Origin of the sequence: Mycobacterium sp. pR1184 (genome assembly GCF_041287235.1) — a bacterium.
Taxonomy (GTDB): Bacteria; Actinomycetota; Actinomycetes; order Mycobacteriales; family Mycobacteriaceae; genus Mycobacterium.
On sequence record NZ_JBGGKR010000014.1, the window covers coordinates 53,996 to 69,659 of the forward strand.

Sequence of the window (15,664 nt, forward strand, 5' to 3'; positions counted from 1 at the left end):
TGCATCGTCACAGTCGCGGACCATCTGCGTCTTCCCCTCAAGTGGTGACCAGCGTTCCGATCTTCTCACCAGCGACCGCCCGAGCGATATTGCCGTTAGTCAGCAGGTTGAACACCAGGATTGGCATGCCATTGTCCATACACAGGCTGAACGCGGTGGCATCGGCCACCCGCAGCCCCCGATCGATGACTTCCCGGTGGCTGATGGCGGTGAGCAACTCGGCGTCGGGATTCACCCGCGGATCTTCGGTGAACACGCCGTCGACGGCCTTGGCCATCAAGACCACATCGGCGCCGATTTCCAGCGCGCGTTGCGCGGCCGTGGTGTCGGTGGAGAAGTACGGCAGCCCCATGCCGGCGCCGAAGATGACCACGCGGCCCTTCTCCAGATGACGGACGGCCCGCAGGGGAATGTAGGGCTCGGCGACCTGGCCCATCGTGATCGCGGTCTGGACCCGGGTGTCTATGCCTTCCTTCTGCAAGAAGTCCTGCAGCGCAAGGCTGTTCATCACGGTGCCGAGCATGCCCATGTAGTCCGAGCGAGTGCGCTCCATACCGCGCTGCTGCAGCTGTGCACCCCGGAAGAAGTTGCCGCCGCCGATCACGACGGCCACCTGTACGCCGTCGCGGACCACCTCGGCGATCTGGCGGGCGACCTGCGCCACCACGTCGGGATCCAGACCGACCTGACCGCCGCCGAACATCTCGCCGCCAAGCTTGAGCAACACCCGCGAATACTTGGCGCGTGGCTGGCTTGAGGGTTGTCCGTGGCCGGGTGAAGATGTCGGCACGCCGTTAGCGCTGGTGGGCTCGGGCTGCGTCATCAGACTCCTCGCATGACAGTGCCATCCCGAGCTTGGCAGCACGGTGGCTTCCCCACCCGGAACGGCAGTTCATATCCTGCCCCATCGCAGCACAATCTGGCGCCAGCGGGGTGGATTATTTGCGCGGGCGGCGAGCCACACCGCCGACGCGAGCCGTCGGCGCAGCTCACGCCCGGATGTCGCGGCGTCACGACTTTGCTTCCGGTGCCAGATGTTTGAGCTCGCGACAGGCTGGGAATCCGCACCACGCGGTGGGGAAATCTGCGGTCTTGAGAAGCAGGGCCGAATCACGCCGTATGCCGGAAGCGATCGCCAGCCGATCGCACGAGCGCTAGTCGCTCACCACTCGTACGCCTATGAGGAGGAATTGATTCATGGCGGACAACGAAAACTCTGGACCCGCGGAAGCTGTCAAGGGCGTCGTCGAAGACGTCAAGGGCAAGGTCAAGGAAGCCGCCGGCGCGTTGGCCGGTCGCGACGACCTGACCCGCGAGGGCCAGGCCCAGCAGGACAAGGCCGAGGCCCAGCGCGACGCGGCAAAGAAGGAAGCCGAAGCGGAGGCCGCACGCGGCGCCGCGAAGGTGGCCGAGGAGCGCCAGAAGGCCAATCAATAGCTTGTTTCGAGGATGGGTCCGGCCCGTATTGACGGGCCGGGCCCGTCGACTTTCTGGGGTGTTGTGAGCCCATCCAGGTGAACCCTCTCGGGTAATCCCCCACTTCAACGGGCAATCGCCCGAACAGCGAGCAACAAAGCAGGCATAGTTAACTCCTGAATGGGGTACTCAGCGCTGCGCTGGTGGACATCTCTGTGAGGTGCCGAAGCGCTCGGGGGCGACGACAGACCCTGATGAGGTTTGGAGATGTCTGTGGACGTGCTACTGCTTTCCAATGCCGACGATTTCGCGTCGGCATTACCCACTCTCGAATCGTTGACCCAAACGATTCGGCGCGCGCCGCTCTCCGACCAGCTCGACGGACATCATGACAGTGCTGACGTGGCGATCATCGACGCACGCACCGACTTGGCGGCGGCCCGCAGCACCTGCCGCGGCTTGACGGCCCATACGCCGGCCCTCGCGGTGGTGGCGGTCGTCGCCCCCGCCCACTTCGCGTCGGTGGACGTGGACTGGCGCATCGACGATGTGATGTTGCCTGCCACCGGCGCCGACGAGCTCGAGGCGCGATTGCGCCTGGCGATCAAGCGCCGCCGCAGCGCGGTGGACGGCTGCTTGAAGTTTGGTGACCTCATCCTGCACCCGGCGAGTTTCGCCGGATCCCTGTGCGGCAAGGATCTCAACCTGACGGTTACCGAGTTCAAATTGCTGAATTTCCTTGTGCAACATGCCGGTCGGGCGTTCAGCCGCACCCGGCTGATGCACGAGGTGTGGGGCTATGACGCCAATGGACGCGTCCGCACCGTCGACGTTCACGTCCGACGGCTACGCGCGAAGCTCGGGCCCGAACACGAATCGATGGTCGACACCGTGCGCGGCGTGGGTTATATGGCGGTGACGCCCCCGCATCCGCAGTGGGTCGTCAACGGCGCCGCTGCGAGCCCGGACCTCAACGGTCGCGGCCACCACTGAGCCGCGTTGGCGTCGAATCACTTTCGAACCTCACGCGAACAGCGGTAGCGCACGCCTGCGTGCGAGCGCGTCCATACCCTGCTGGATGCGATCTTGGACCTCCCGGTACTTCGCGTCGACGTAATCGTCGTCCTCGGCGCGCGCGGGATCGTGATCCAGCTCCACCGCCGGCATGAACCGTGTCCTGATCTTGGCGGGTAACGGCAACTGCGGAAGGGCGGCCGGCGCGATACCCCACGGCAGCGAGACCGCCACCGGAAAGACCTTGAGCCGCAACAGTCGATCCAGTCGCAACGTCTTGGAGAGGCGATCACCGCGGATCAGCACCGGCATCGCGTCCGCGCCGCCGACCGTGGCGATCGGCACTATCGGCACCCCGGCGCGAATCGCCATCTTGACGAAGCCTTTGCGCCCCGCGAGATTGGCGCGGTCGCGTTCGGCCCAGGGACGCAACGAATCCACTTCTCCGCCAGGCCACAACGCGACGTCTCGTCCCTCGGCCAGCGCGGTGGCGATGGCGTCGGGGGCGGCCGGGAGCACGCCCATCGACCGGAAGTAACGGCCGAATAGCGGGATTGCCATCAACGCGTCGTGAGCGGTACCGTGCAGCGTTCGGTCCGGGCCGAAGCGGCGCCACCATTGCAGACCGACCGTCCACGCGTCCCAGACGAACGGGGCGCCGGAGTGAATCCCGACCAGCAGCGCCGGGGGCTCGGGCACGTTTTCCCAGCCGTCGATCTCCATGCGAAACCAGTAGTCGACCAACAGATTCCAGACGAACTTCTGGCGTTGCAGGGTGGCTTCGTCCTGGCCGCGCAGATCCCACCGGGCGGCTCGTTGCGCCACCCAGCCACTGAGTCCCCCGCGCTGCGCGTCGCGCTTTTCCTCCATCATTTCGCGGGCCTGTTCGGCATGCTCCTGAGCTTGTTCGCGCACCGCGGCCGGCCTGTGATCTGCGTAACCCATTTTTGGGGTGTACCCCATTGGGCCGCAGGCAATTCGGCGAATTGCCGGCCGAAAAAATTCGGCTAATCACTGCAAGCGCAGAACTCCCCGCGCCACCGGTTGGTGGCGCGGGGAGTCCGTCACGCGGCTAGGCCAGGCTTAGGTGTTCGCGCGCACGTTCGGCGCCGGGGCCGGCGGCTGACCGGGCGCCGGGGTGGTGTTCGGCGCCGCACCCGGCTCCGAGCCACCCTGCATGTTCGACGTCCAGATCAGGATGTCCTGGGTGCCCTCGTTGTAGACGACACCGTTCGGCGGTGCGCCGGTCACGTCGAAGTACAGCGTGCCGGTCGACTCGCTCCCCTGCGGAATCGGTGCCGGGTTCAGGCTGCCCGGGGCGCCGACCTTGTCGATCACCCGGTAGTTCTGACCGTTGGGCCCACGGGCGATGAAGTCGTTGACCATCGGGGTGACCAGGCCACCGTCCGACCGGGCCGTGACGTCCGCCTGGTAGAGCGTGCCCTTCGGCGTGTAGCCCGGGATCACCACGTTGCTCGGCTGCAGGTTGCTCACCGTGTAGTTGGTGATCAGCGGCCCCGCGATGAGCTGCTGGCTGGTGCCGAAGCCCTGGATGTTGGGCGGCGCCGCCGACGCGGTGGCCGCGGTGAAAGCGCTGACAGCAGCAATACCGGCGGCTCCGATCACCGATTTCATAGCGTTTGAAGTGAACTTCATTGCTAAATACCTCTCAGTCCAATCGTTACCATTGTTTCCTCGCGATGATTTCCCCCCGGCACGGGTTAGCACCGCACCCTTGCCGCATATCCAATACCTGCCAGACCCAAACATCAGGTCGATGAGATGCAGAAACGCCGTGGAGCATCGGCGCAAATCAATTGGCCACAGAATGCGCATAAACCTCAAAGCATAAGTTCAGCCTCAAATGCCACAGTCGAGTTCTCACGCACAAACGAAAGTTCCCCGCGCGTAAAATGCGCGGGGAACTTCGTCGCGAATTCGCAGTTCGGGCACGCTAGACGTGGCGCGTCCAGACGAGGAAATCGTCGTCCTTATCGGTGTACACCACACCGATAGGCGGCTGGCCGGTCACGTCGAAGTACAGTTCGCCCGACGTCTGACGGCCCTGATCGATCGGACTGGGATCCAGGCCGTTGGGCACGGGCCCTTTATTGACGACCGGGTACACCGTGCCGTTGAACGCCCTGGCCATGAACCGAGAGATCTGCGGTTGGACCGTTCCGGCGTCCGACTTCGCCGTCACATCGGCCTGATAGAGCTTCCCGGCGGGCTGGAATCCCGGTATCACCACGTCGGTCGGCCGCAGATTGGTCACCGTGTAGTCGGTGACCAGTGGACCATCGACGGCCTGTTCGGTAGCTCCGAAGTTCTGTACGTTGGCCCCCGCGGTGCCGGCCGTGAAGATGCTCGCCCCGGCAATCCCCGCGGCGCACAGAGCCGCTTTCAGTGTCGTCGTGCGCAATGCCATTGTTACCTCCTAGCTCTCGCGTCTTGCCTGTAGTCGCGATACCCGTCGGCGTCCGTGGGCCAAACGGCGCGGCGCGGCGTGAGCGCCGGAATTGGAGCGATGTTCAAGCGCCTGTTACTTCGCATTCGCCGCGGCGCAATCACCCGTCCTTTGGCCGTGCTTACGCCGACCCGCCGTTGGGATATGTCAGTATCGCTGACATGGGTGCGACCGAAGATGCTCCGCTGGGCTATCTGCTCTACCGGGTGGGAGCCGTGCTGCGGCCCGAAGTTTCGGCCGTGTTGAGTCCGCTCGGCCTCACACTTCCCGAATTCGTTTGTCTGAGAATAATTTCCATGTCGCCGGGGTTGTCCAGCGCCGAGCTGTCCCGCAGCACCAACGTCACGCCGCAGGCGATGAACACGGTGCTGCGCAGGCTGGAAGAGATTGGCGCGGTGGAACGGCCGGCATCGGTGTCCTCCGGGCGCGCGCTGCCGGCCACCCTGACCAGTCAGGGGCGCACGCTGCTGAAACGCGCGGAAGCCGCGGTCCGCAACGCCGATGACCGCATCCTGGCCAAGCTCACCGCGACACAGCAGCGCGAGTTCAAGCGGATGCTGGAAAAACTCGGCTCCGACTAGCTATCCGGCCGCCTGGATCCGCGCCCAGGGCCGCGCCTGTTCGAGTTCGTAAGCCAGTTCCAGCAGCAGCGCATCCTGCCCCAGGTCGGCGGCGAACATCATGCCGACGGGCATCCCGTCCGCGGATTGGGCCAGCGGCAACGAAATCGCCGGATCTCCGGTGACGTTCTGCAGCGGCGTGAACGCCACCCAGTCGATCAGTCGGTCCATCACCTGCTGGTACTCGGTGGGCGCCAGGTGACCCACTCGTGGCGTCGGGTCGGCGAGCGTCGGAGTGAGCAGTGCGTCATAGGTTTGGTAGAACTCGGCGCTGCGCCGCCGCATTCTGCGCAGCCGCATGATCACGGCCGGCAACCGGTGCAGGTTGCGGCCGGTGTGGCGCTCCAGGCCAAGCGTCAAGGCGTCCAGCCGGGTGCGGTCAAAGGTGTTGCCGAACACGCGCCGTCCGGTGCGCACCTGCATCAGCGCGAGAAATCCCCAGTACAAGATGAAGTCGTCGACGAAGCTGTCCGGCACCGGATGATGGTCGATGTGTTCGACACGGTGTCCCAGCTCTTCGAGCACACCGGCGGTCTTGAGGGTCAGCTCCCGCAGTTCCGGGCCGCACTCGCGCCGAACCGAGCCGGTAGCCACCGCGATCCGCAACCGCTGCCGCCCGGGCCCGGCGACGTCTCCGATGGGCGCCAGCTTGGCGTTGCGCCAGATGCGTTCGGCTTCCCGGTAGAACGCCGCGGTGTCGCGCACGGAGCGGCTCAGCACGCCGTTGGCGACGATGCCCACCGGCATTCGGCGCAATTCGGCGTCCAGCGGCAGCCGGCCGCGTGACGGCTTGAGTCCGACAATCCCGTTGCAGGCGGCGGGAATTCGGATCGACCCGCCACCGTCGTTGGCGTGTGCGATCGGCACCACCCCGGCGGCGACGAACGCACCCGAGCCCGACGAGGAGGCCCCGGCCGTGTAGTCGGTGTCCCATGGGTTGCGCACCGGCCCGAGGCGGGGATGCTCGGCGGCCGCGCTGAACCCGAACTCCGACATCTGCGTTTTGCCCAGCGACGTCGGCCCGGTGGCCAGATACACCGCGGTGAACTCGCCGTCGGCGACGGCATTGCGCGGCGCCCACGCGTCGGCACCGCGCATCGTCGGCTGCCCCGCGACGTCGACGTTGTCCTTGAGGAACGTCGGGACACCTTCGAAAAACCGGGCAGAACCGCTTGCGGGTTTGGCCGACGCCGTCGCCCGTGCCTGCTCGAATGCCTTGTAAGCCAAGCCATTCAGCGCGGGGTTGACGGCCTCGGTGCGAGCGATCGCCGCCTCGACCACCTCGGTTCTGCCGACCCATCCGGCCCGGAGAGCCTCGGCCAGGCCGGTCGCGTCGAGATCGCCGAGGGCGTCGTCACCGAAAGCGTGCACGCGTCGCATAGCACTGACGCTAGCCGCTCGGGTTTGTCGGCTAGGCCTGGCCTACCTCGAAGCGAACGAACCGCGTCAGCGTGACGCCGGCCTCGTCGAGCAGCGCCTTGACGGTCTTCTTGTTGTCGGACACCGACGGCTGCTCGAGCAGCACCACGTCCTTGAAGAAGCCGTTCAGCCGACCCTCGACGATCTTGGGCAGCGCCTGCTCCGGCTTGCCCTCTTCTTTCGCGGTCTCCTCGGCGATGCGCCGTTCGCTGGCCACCACGTCCTCGGGCACGTCCTCGCGAGTGAGGTAGCGCGCCTTGAGCGCGGCGATCTGCAGCGCGACGGCGTGCGCTGCCTCGGCGCCGTCGCCGGTGTACTCGACCAGCACGCCAACGGCCGGCGGCAGGTCCGCGGCACGCTTGTGCAGGTAGGTCTCGACGGTGCCGTCGAAGAAGGCGGCCCGGCGCAGCTCCAGCTTCTCGCCGATCTTGGCGGACAGGTCGGCGACAGCCTGCTCGACCGTCTTGTCCCCCGCCGAAGCGGCCTTGAGCGCGTCGACGTCGGTGGCCTTGGATTGGGCTGCGGCGGCGACGATTTCGTCGGCCAGCTGCTGGAACTCGGCGTTCTTGGCGACGAAGTCGGTCTCGCTGTTCAGCTCGATCAGCGCGCCGTCCTTGGCCGCGACCAGACCTTCGGCCGTGGCACGTTCGGCGCGCTTGCCGACGTCCTTGGCGCCCTTGATCCGCAGCGCCTCGACGGCCTTGTCGAAGTCGCCGTCGCTTTCGGCCAGTGCGTTCTTGCAATCGAGCATGCCGGCACCGGTGAGCTCACGAAGACGCTTGACGTCGGCAGCGGTGAAGTTCGCCATATCAGCCTTCCGTGCTTGTTTCGGTTGCAGCTCCAGCGGCGTCGGTGGTGGCTGTGGTGGTCGCGGTCGTGGTCGCCCCGGTAGTAGCGGAAGCCAGCAGCTCCTGCTCCCACTCGGCGAGCGGCTCGGCGGACTCGGCCTCGGGCTTGCCGTCGCCGCGGCCGACACCGGCACGCGCCTGCAGGCCCTCGGCGACCGCGGAGGCGATCACCTTGGTCAGCAGTGCCGCCGAGCGGATCGCGTCGTCGTTGCCCGGGATCGGGTAGTCCACCTCGTCGGGGTCGCAGTTGGTGTCCAGGATCGCGATGACCGGGATACCGAGCTTGCGGGCCTCGCCGACGGCGATGTGCTCCTTGTTGGTGTCCACGACCCAGATCGCCGAAGGCACCTTGGACATGTCGCGGATACCGCCGAGGCTGCGGTCCAGCTTGTTCTTCTCGCGGGTCAGCATCAAGATTTCCTTCTTGGTGCGACCCTCGAAGCCACCGGTCTGCTCCATGGCCTCGAGCTCCTTGAGGCGCTGCAGGCGCTTGTGCACGGTCGAGAAGTTGGTGAGCATGCCGCCCAGCCAGCGCTGGTTCACGTACGGCATGCCGACGCGGGTGGCCTCGGCGGCGACGGACTCCTGCGCCTGCTTCTTGGTGCCGACGAACAGCACGCTGCCACCGTGAGCAACGGTCTCTTTGACGAACTCATACGCCTGATCGATGAAGGTCAGCGTCTGCTGCAGGTCGATGATGTAGATGCCGTTGCGGTCGGTGAAGATGAACCGCTTCATCTTGGGGTTCCAGCGACGGGTCTGGTGCCCGAAGTGGGTGCCGCTGTCGAGCAGCTGTTTCATGGTCACGACGGCCATGGTGATGCCATTCCTTTATGTCGGTTGTCGCCTGACATCGGGTGAAGCCAGGCCCTGGCGACTGCTGCGCTGCCGGACCCTTTCGGGACCGCCCGGCATACGCTGCGAACTCCTAGTGGAACGGGAGACGCGAGGCAGACGCGCGAAGTCAGCCCGTAAACGAGCTGCGACGAGCAGTTTACACCGACTCAGCTGGTGGTTTTTCCAGCACGTTCCACAGTGCGGTCCGCGTGCACAGATTGGGCAAACGCGGGTGGCCGTGTCGTCGACGCTGCGCTGAACTCATGGGGTGCGGTGGGCGGCGCTGATCGGGTGCGTGAGCCTGATCAGCGCCTTCCCGGCGGCGGCCGAGGGTGTTCGGCTGGACTGGCCGCTGCGGCCGGCGCCGGCCGTCGTACGGGCTTTTGACGCGCCGTCGCCCAACTGGAAGCCGGGGCACCGCGGCGTGGACCTGGCCGGACGCGCAGGTCAGCCGGTGTACGCTGCCGGCAGCGCGACCGTGGTGTTCGCCGGGGTGCTGGCGGGACGGCCGGTGGTGGCCCTGGCTCACCCCGGCGGATTGCACACCAGCTACGAGCCGGTCGCCGCCGCGGTCCGGGTCGGTCAGCCCGTGAGCGCTCAGACGCTGATCGGCGAGCTGATCGCCGGGCATGGCGACTGCCGGGTCCCGGCGTGCCTGCACTGGGGCGCCATGTGGGGGCCGTCGTCGGGTGCGGACTATGTCGATCCGCTCGGACTGCTGACATCCACCGCCGTCCGGCTCAAGCCGCTTGAACAGCGGTAGCAAGCCAAGCAAGGGACCACAACTTTTGCCCGCCTCTGAGCGACAAATCCGCGTCGCGGTCGCTTTCGAGCTGCGGTGTCGCTATCGCTTTCGAGCTGCGTTGTCGCTCAGAGGCGGGCATGTGCGGGTGAGGCGCCGACGTCGGTTACGCCCTCGGGTGGGCCTGATCGTGCACCGCTCGCAGCCGCGAGACCGCCACATGCGTGTAGAGCTGGGTGGTCGCCAGGCTGGAATGGCCGAGCAACTCCTGCACGACGCGCAGGTCGGCGCCGCCTTCCAGCAGATGGGTGGCCGCGCTGTGCCGTAGCCCGTGCGGGCCCATGTCGGGCGCGCCGTCCACCGCGGCGATCGTCTGGTGTACGACGGTGCGGGCCTGGCGCACATCGAGGCGGCGGCCCCGCGCGCCCAGCAGCAGCGCCGGCCCGGAGTCCGCGTTGACCAGGGCCGGACGCCCGTCGGTCAGCCACGCGCGCAGCGCGTCCGCGGCTGGGACCCCGAACGGCGCGGTGCGCTGCTTATTACCCTTGCCCAGCACCCGCACGGTCCGGTATCGGGTGTCTACGTCGTCGATGTCCAGGCCGCACAGCTCGCTCACCCGAATCCCGGTGGCGTACAGCATCTCGACGATCAGCCGATCCCGCAGGGCGAGCGGATCTCCTTGCTCGGCACCGGATTTCGCGGCGGCCATGGCGTCGCGCGCCTGATCCTGACGCAGCACGGCGGGCAGCGTGCGGTGCGCCTTGGGCACCTGCAGCCGGACGGCGGGATCGGCGGTCAGCAGGCCGCGCCGCGCCGCCCACGCGGTGAACGCCTTGATCGACGAGGTGCGCCGCGACAGTGTGGTGCGCGCGGCCCCGGCCACCGCCCCGCTGGACAGCCAGGTCCGCAGCAACGGCAGGCTCAGCGCGTCCAGCGCCACCCCGCGCTCGTCGAGGAAGGCGAACAACGAGCGCAGGTCGCCCAGATACGCGCGCCGAGTATGCGCCGAACGGCCGCACTGAAGATTCAGGTACTCGTCGAACTCGTCGAGAATCGCCTGCACTCCCCCACGGTCGCAGGCCCGGCCGGCTGTCCCTTAGCCGACGCGCCGAAGCGTGTCCGGGGTGAGATCTTTCAGGGTCGGATAGCCGTCGACGGCCATGATCAGATCCGCTTCGGCCAGCAGGCTGCGCAGCACGTGCACGATCCCGTCGACGCCGCCGAGCGCCAGGCCGTAGGCGTACGGCCGACCGACGCCGACCGCGGTCGCGCCCAGGGCCAGAGCCTTCACGATGTCGGCGCCGCTGCGGATCCCCGAGTCGAACAGGACCGGTAAGCCGTCGGCCGCCTCGATCACGCCGGGCAGGCAGTCCAGCGCGGGCAGACCGCCGTTGGCCTGACGTCCGCCGTGGGTGGAGCAGTAGATGCCGTCGACGCCGCCGTCCCGGGCGCGCCGGGCGTCGTCGGGATGACAGATGCCCTTGATGATCATCGGCAGGTCGGTCAGCGATCGCAGCCAGGGCAGGTCATCCCAGGTCAACGGGTTTCCGAACGTGGTAATCCACTGCAGCACAGTGCCTTGCGGGTCCTCTTCGGGCGGGCGCGCCAAGCTGGCGCGAAAGACCGGATCGCTGGTGTAGTTGCTCAGACAGTGCCCCCGCAGCTGGGGGAAGTTGGCCGTGCTGAGGTCGCGCGGTCGCCACCCGGGGATCCAGGTGTCGAGGGTGACGATGATGCCCTGGTAGCCGGCCGCTTCGGCCCGCTGCACCAGGCTGGCGGCCAGGTCTCGATCCTTCGGGGTGTACAGCTGGAAGAAGCCGGGGGTGTCGCCGAACTGCGCGGCGACCTCTTCCATCGGGTCCGCGGTCAGGGTGGAAACAACCATCGGGACACCGGTGGCCGCGGCCGCACGCGCGGTGGCCAGGTCGCCGTGGCCGTCTTGTGCGCAGATGCCGATCACGCCGATCGGCGCCATGAACAACGGCGACGGGAGGGTCAGGCCGAACATCTGCACCGACAGGTCGCGCTCGGCGGCTCCGACGAACATGCGCGGGATCAGGCCCCAGTGATCGAACGCCTCGCGGTTGGCCCGCTGGGTGCGTTCGTCGCCGGCGCCCCCGGTGACGTAGGACCACACCGACGGCGACATCGCCTTCTCGGCGCGGGCCTCCAACTCTGCGAAGGCCATCGGCAGCGCGGGCACCACCCCGGCCAGGCCCTGGAAGTAGATCTCGTTCTGGTAAGCGCCGAATGCCATGGCATAGAGAATGCCAGCCGGCCGTCAGGCTGACGAGCTTGCCGACTCCGCCTCGGATTCCAGCTGGGCCAGTTCCTTCTTCCACTGCCGGAATGTCTCTTCGGTGCGGCCGCGTCGCCAGTAGCCGGAGATCGACGACGCCCACTTCGCGTCCACCCCACGCTCTTTGCGGATGTAGGGCCGCAAATTGTGCATGACGGCTTGAGCCTCGCCGTGGATGAAGACGTGCACCTGCCCGGGCAGCCACAGCGTGGTGGTGACGGCCTCGATCAGCGGCGCGAAATCGCCGGCGCGATCGTCGGAGGCAAGGTCCGCGCGGGCGCCGCGATAAACCCAGTTCACCTGAACGCCTTCCGGCGCGGTCAACTCGATTTGGTCGTCGGGGCCGGCCACTTCGATGAAGGCTTTGCCAATTGCGTTGGGGGGCAATGCTTCCAGCGCAGTGGCGATGGCCGGCAATGCCGACTCGTCGCCGGCCAGCAGATGCCAGTCTGCCGCGGGGTCGGGCGTGTAGGCCCCGCCGGGGCCCATCAGATAGATCACCTGACCGGGTTGGGCGTGAGCCGCCCAGACACCCGCCACGCCGTGTTCGCCGTGCACCACGATGTCCAGCGAGATCTGGCGGGCCGCGGCGTCGACCTTGCGAACGGTGATGGTCCGGACGGCCGGCCGTTTCTCCGGAGGCAGCACAGCGAAGCTGTCCTGGGTCAGGGGCTGGGGCAACGCGGCCACGTCGATGTCGGCGGCGACGAATACCAACTTGACGTAGGAGTCGGTGAAGTTGCTCGGCACGAAGGTGTCGAACTGATTGCTCCCCAGCGTCACACGCTTCATGTGCGGTGTGACTTGTTGGGTACCGACGACTTCAAAACGTTGGAGTGGTCGACCTGCCACGTGTCCTCCTGTTCAGACCCGGCCCCAGCCGACTATACGAGTCGGGGCCGTCGTCGCAGGTCGGCCACCAGCCGCGGTGCGCAATCCCCTGGGTTACCTAGACCTCCGCGCCTCCCGGGTGCGGGTGCGAACGATTCGCCATTGTCCGCAGTCACGCTCGGCCAGCCCGGCCACCTCGAGGATCGCCAACGGCCCCAGCACCTGCTCGGGCATCAGCCCGGAGGAGACGGCGATCTCATCGACCGTTGCGGCACCTCGCCCGGGCAACGCCTCGTACACCTGACGCTCGGCCTCGCCCAGCCCATCTAACGCCGTCGCGGGCCGGCCCTCTTCGAACGCGAGTTCACCGATGCTTCCCACAAGTTCGACGATGTCGTCGGCCCGGGTGACCAGCTCGGCCCCGTTGCGCAGCAGCGCGTGACATCCCGCCGACGCCGACGAGGTGACCGGTCCGGGCACCGCGGCCACCACCCGGCCCAGCGCCCCCGCCCAGGCCGCGGTGTTCGCGGCGCCGCTGCGCAGACCCGCCTCCACCACCACGACGGCCCCTGCGGCCGCGGCGACCAGACGATTGCGGGTCAGGAACCGATGCCGCGCGGGGCGCAGGCCAGGCGGATATTCGCTGAACAACAAGCCACGTGAGGCGATGCGATGCAGCAACGCCGAATGCCCGGCCGGATAAGGGACGTCGATGCCCCCGGCCAGCACCGCCGCCGTGATTCCGTCGCAGGCCAGCGCCGCGCGATGGGCCGCGCCGTCGATGCCGTAGGCGCCGCCCGAAACGACCGCGACGTCGCGCTCGGCCAGCCCGGACGCCAGATCGGCGGTCACCTGTTCGCCGTAGGCCGTGGCCGCACGGGTGCCGACCACCGCTGCCGCGCGCTGGGCAATCTCGTCGAGACGCACCGGACCCAACGCCCACAACACCATCGGCGCCCCGCCGCGCGGCCTGCACCCGGCGCCGGTGAATGCCGAGAACGCGACCAGCGGCCACTCCGGACAATCGGGGGTGATCAACCGGCCACCGCGACGAGCGAGCACCTCGAGATCCGCTGCGGCCCGGTCTATCTCCCGCCTGGCCGCGGTGCGCCGCGCCAACTCCTCGCTGACCAGCCCGCGCCGGACACGGTCGGCCGCCTCGACCGGGCCAACGCATCCCACCAAGGCGGCGAGCTCCGGGCACGGCGGCTCCGCCACTCGCGACAGGTACGCCCAGGCCGGCCAGGTGGGGTCATGGAACACCGCGGTCATCGTTGTTCGCCCAGCTGCCGGAAGCTCAGCGCGGCGGCCACGTCGTCCAGCCCGGGCGAGCTGCGGCCGGCCAGGTCGGCCAGGCTCCACGCGACGCGCAACGTGCGATCGAGCCCGCGAATGCTGAGCAGCCCCCGCTCCACCGCCAGGCGCAGCGGATGCATTGCCTGACTGCTGAGCCGAAACTTTCGCCGCAGCAGCGTTCCGCTCACTTCGGCGTTGGTGCTGAAACCGTGTGGGCGCCACCGTGCCGCGGCCGTGGCGCGGGCCTGCGCCACCCGATCGCGCACCTGCGCGGAGGATTCACCCTCGACGGTGGCGAACGCCCCGGCCCGCACCGGATGCATCTGTACCCGCAGATCCACCCGATCCAGCAAAGGGCCCGAAAGCTTGCCCAGATAGCGCCGTTTTGTCGCGGCCGGGCAGATGCAATCCTGCGGATCAGCCGGCGCGCACGGGCACAGGTTGGCGGCCAACACCAGCTGAAACCGGGCCGGGTAGCACGCCACCCCGTCGCGACGTGCCAGACGAATGAGACCGTCCTCCAACGGTGTCCGCAACGCCTCCAGCGCGCTGACGCTGATCTCGGCGCATTCGTCGAGGAACAGCACACCGCGGTGCGCCCGGCTCACAGCGCCCGGGCGGGCCATCCCCGAGCCTCCCCCGACGAGTGCGGCGACGCTGGAACTGTGGTGCGGCGCCACAAACGGCGGCTGGGTGATCAGCGGTGTGTCCCCGGACAACAACCCGGCCACCGAGTGAATCGCGGTAACCTCCAACGCCTCGCTGTCGGTCAGGCTGGGCAGCAATCCCGGAAGGCGTTGCGCCAGCATCGTTTTGCCCACACCGGGCGGCCCGGTCAACATCAGGTGATGCGCTCCCGCGGCGGCCACCTCGACCGCGAACCGTGCCTGGGCCTGCCCCACCACGTCGGCCAGATCCCCCACCGGCGCCGGGCGGGTGGCCGTCGCGCTGACCCGCTCGTCCAACCGGGCCGACCCACCGAGCCAGCTCCGCAACTGCCCCAGCGTGCGAACGCCCCAGACATCGATGCCGTCGACCAGGCTGGCCTCGGCCAAGTTGTCCACCGGGACGACGACGGCGGGCCACCCGTCACGTTTGGCGGCCAGCACCGCGGGCAGCACCCCGCGCACCGGCCGGATGCGGCCGTCCAGCGACAACTCGCCCAGCAGCACCGTCTTCTCCAGGCGTTCCCACGGGTTCTTCCGCTGCGCCGACAGCACCGCCGCCGCGAGCGCGATGTCGTAGACCGATCCCATTTTCGGCAGCGTCGCCGGGGACAGCGCAAGCGTGAGTCTGGCCTGGGGCCAACTGTTTCCGCAGTTGGTGACCGCCGCGCGCACCCGGTCGCGCGACTCCTGCAACGCCGCGTCGGGCAGGCCGACGAGGTGTACCCCGGGCAGCCCCGAGGTGATGTCTGCCTCGATCTCCACAATGTGGCCGTCCAGGCCGCGGACGGCGACGGAGAACGCGCGTCCCAGCGCCATCAGCCGATCCCCTGCAGATGTGAGATCTCCGGAGTGCGCCGGCGCCCGACACGGATCCCGATCACGTCGATGCGGACCGCTGACCACCTGCCGTCCTGCGCGGCCAGCCACAGCCCCGCCAGCCGGCGCAGCCGCCGGACCTTGCGGGGTGTGACCGCGTGGGCCAAACCCCCATACCCGTCGCCGGTACGGGTCTTGACCTCCACGAACACCACCGTGCGGGTGGCGTCGTCGGCGGCGATCACGTCGAGTTCACCGTAGCGGGAGCGCCAATTGCGGTCTACGACGCGCAACCCCATCCGCGTCAGGTATTCCACGGCCAGGGCCTCACCCATCGCGCCCAGCTCAATGCGTGTCTTTGCGATCGTCATGCGGCCAATCTGGCCGACGG

At 67.9% G+C, this 15,664-nt stretch carries 16 protein-coding genes and 1 pseudogene; 4 read left to right on the forward strand and 13 right to left on the reverse strand.

Features of this window, described 5'->3' with window-relative positions; all coding sequences use genetic code 11:
* Positions 1–37: 37 nt before the first annotated feature.
* The gene (gene pyrH / locus ACAG21_RS22335; protein WP_370498457.1) at positions 38–823 is read right to left on the reverse strand and encodes a UMP kinase; all 786 of its coding nucleotides are present in this window, start codon (positions 821–823) and stop codon (positions 38–40) included.
* A gap of 374 nt (positions 824–1,197) precedes the next feature.
* On the opposite strand from pyrH, the gene ACAG21_RS22340 reads away from it, so the two are divergent.
* Positions 1,198–1,437, forward strand: a complete 240-nt coding sequence (locus ACAG21_RS22340; RefSeq protein ID WP_342930008.1) for a CsbD family protein — start codon at positions 1,198–1,200, stop codon at positions 1,435–1,437.
* Positions 1,438–1,683: 246 nt separating this feature from the next.
* Positions 1,684–2,409, forward strand: a complete 726-nt coding sequence (locus ACAG21_RS22345; RefSeq protein ID WP_370498458.1) for a winged helix-turn-helix domain-containing protein — start codon at positions 1,684–1,686, stop codon at positions 2,407–2,409.
* Positions 2,410–2,439: 30 nt separating this feature from the next.
* On the opposite strand, the gene ACAG21_RS22350 is transcribed toward ACAG21_RS22345, so the two are convergent.
* From ACAG21_RS22350 to ACAG21_RS22360, 3 genes are all read right to left on the reverse strand, one after another.
* A complete protein-coding gene (locus ACAG21_RS22350; protein WP_370498459.1) occupies positions 2,440–3,375 on the reverse strand; it encodes a lysophospholipid acyltransferase family protein in 936 nt (311 codons plus the stop codon).
* 138 nt (positions 3,376–3,513) lie between these two features.
* Positions 3,514–4,086: an MPT63 family protein gene (locus tag ACAG21_RS22355; protein WP_370498460.1), complete on the reverse strand. Its 573-nt coding sequence runs from the start codon at positions 4,084–4,086 to the stop codon at positions 3,514–3,516.
* 298 nt (positions 4,087–4,384) lie between these two features.
* Positions 4,385–4,858, reverse strand: a complete 474-nt coding sequence (locus tag ACAG21_RS22360) for an MPT63 family protein (RefSeq protein ID WP_370498461.1) — start codon at positions 4,856–4,858, stop codon at positions 4,385–4,387.
* A gap of 200 nt (positions 4,859–5,058) precedes the next feature.
* Here ACAG21_RS22360 and ACAG21_RS22365 point away from each other — a divergent pair, with 200 nt between their 5' ends.
* Positions 5,059–5,478, forward strand: a complete 420-nt coding sequence (locus ACAG21_RS22365; RefSeq protein WP_370498462.1) for a MarR family winged helix-turn-helix transcriptional regulator — start codon at positions 5,059–5,061, stop codon at positions 5,476–5,478.
* Here the strand turns inward: ACAG21_RS22365 and ACAG21_RS22370 are convergent, their stop codons facing one another.
* From ACAG21_RS22370 to rpsB, 3 genes are read right to left on the reverse strand one after another with little or no spacing between them, the layout of a single operon-like run.
* Positions 5,479–6,897, reverse strand: coding sequence for an amidase (locus ACAG21_RS22370; RefSeq protein WP_370498463.1), 1,419 nt, complete (start codon positions 6,895–6,897; stop codon positions 5,479–5,481).
* A gap of 31 nt (positions 6,898–6,928) precedes the next feature.
* Positions 6,929–7,744 carry a translation elongation factor Ts gene (tsf, locus tag ACAG21_RS22375; protein ID WP_370498464.1) on the reverse strand — a complete coding sequence of 272 codons (816 nt, stop codon included), beginning with the start codon at positions 7,742–7,744 and terminating at the stop codon, positions 6,929–6,931.
* A gap of 1 nt (position 7,745) precedes the next feature.
* Positions 7,746–8,600, reverse strand: a complete 855-nt coding sequence (gene rpsB / locus ACAG21_RS22380) for a 30S ribosomal protein S2 (protein WP_370498465.1) — start codon at positions 8,598–8,600, stop codon at positions 7,746–7,748.
* A gap of 289 nt (positions 8,601–8,889) precedes the next feature.
* Here rpsB and ACAG21_RS22385 point away from each other — a divergent pair.
* Positions 8,890–9,372, forward strand: a pseudogene (locus ACAG21_RS22385) (M23 family metallopeptidase); the annotation flags it as partial.
* A 157-nt stretch (positions 9,373–9,529) separates the two neighbouring features.
* Here ACAG21_RS22385 and ACAG21_RS22390 read toward each other — a convergent pair.
* The 6 genes from ACAG21_RS22390 to ACAG21_RS22415 form a co-directional block, all read right to left on the reverse strand.
* Positions 9,530–10,426 carry a tyrosine recombinase XerC gene (locus ACAG21_RS22390; RefSeq protein ID WP_370498466.1) on the reverse strand — a complete coding sequence of 299 codons (897 nt, stop codon included), beginning with the start codon at positions 10,424–10,426 and terminating at the stop codon, positions 9,530–9,532.
* A gap of 33 nt (positions 10,427–10,459) precedes the next feature.
* Positions 10,460–11,620, reverse strand: a complete 1,161-nt coding sequence (locus ACAG21_RS22395; protein ID WP_370498467.1) for a lactate 2-monooxygenase — start codon at positions 11,618–11,620, stop codon at positions 10,460–10,462.
* A 24-nt stretch (positions 11,621–11,644) separates the two neighbouring features.
* Positions 11,645–12,514: a siderophore-interacting protein gene (locus tag ACAG21_RS22400; RefSeq protein ID WP_370498468.1), complete on the reverse strand. Its 870-nt coding sequence runs from the start codon at positions 12,512–12,514 to the stop codon at positions 11,645–11,647.
* Between the two features lie 93 nt (positions 12,515–12,607).
* On the reverse strand, positions 12,608–13,765 hold the full coding sequence (dprA, locus tag ACAG21_RS22405) for a DNA-processing protein DprA (protein WP_370498469.1): 1,158 nt from the start codon (positions 13,763–13,765) through the stop codon (positions 12,608–12,610).
* Complete coding sequence (locus tag ACAG21_RS22410) at positions 13,762–15,273, reverse strand: YifB family Mg chelatase-like AAA ATPase (RefSeq protein WP_370498470.1); 1,512 nt, start codon at positions 15,271–15,273, stop codon at positions 13,762–13,764. The genes dprA and ACAG21_RS22410 overlap by 4 nt, the downstream gene beginning before the upstream one ends.
* Complete coding sequence (locus ACAG21_RS22415) at positions 15,273–15,644, reverse strand: YraN family protein (protein WP_370498471.1); 372 nt, start codon at positions 15,642–15,644, stop codon at positions 15,273–15,275. Before ACAG21_RS22415 ends, ACAG21_RS22410 begins: the two co-directional genes overlap by 1 nt.
* Positions 15,645–15,664 lie beyond the last annotated feature (20 nt).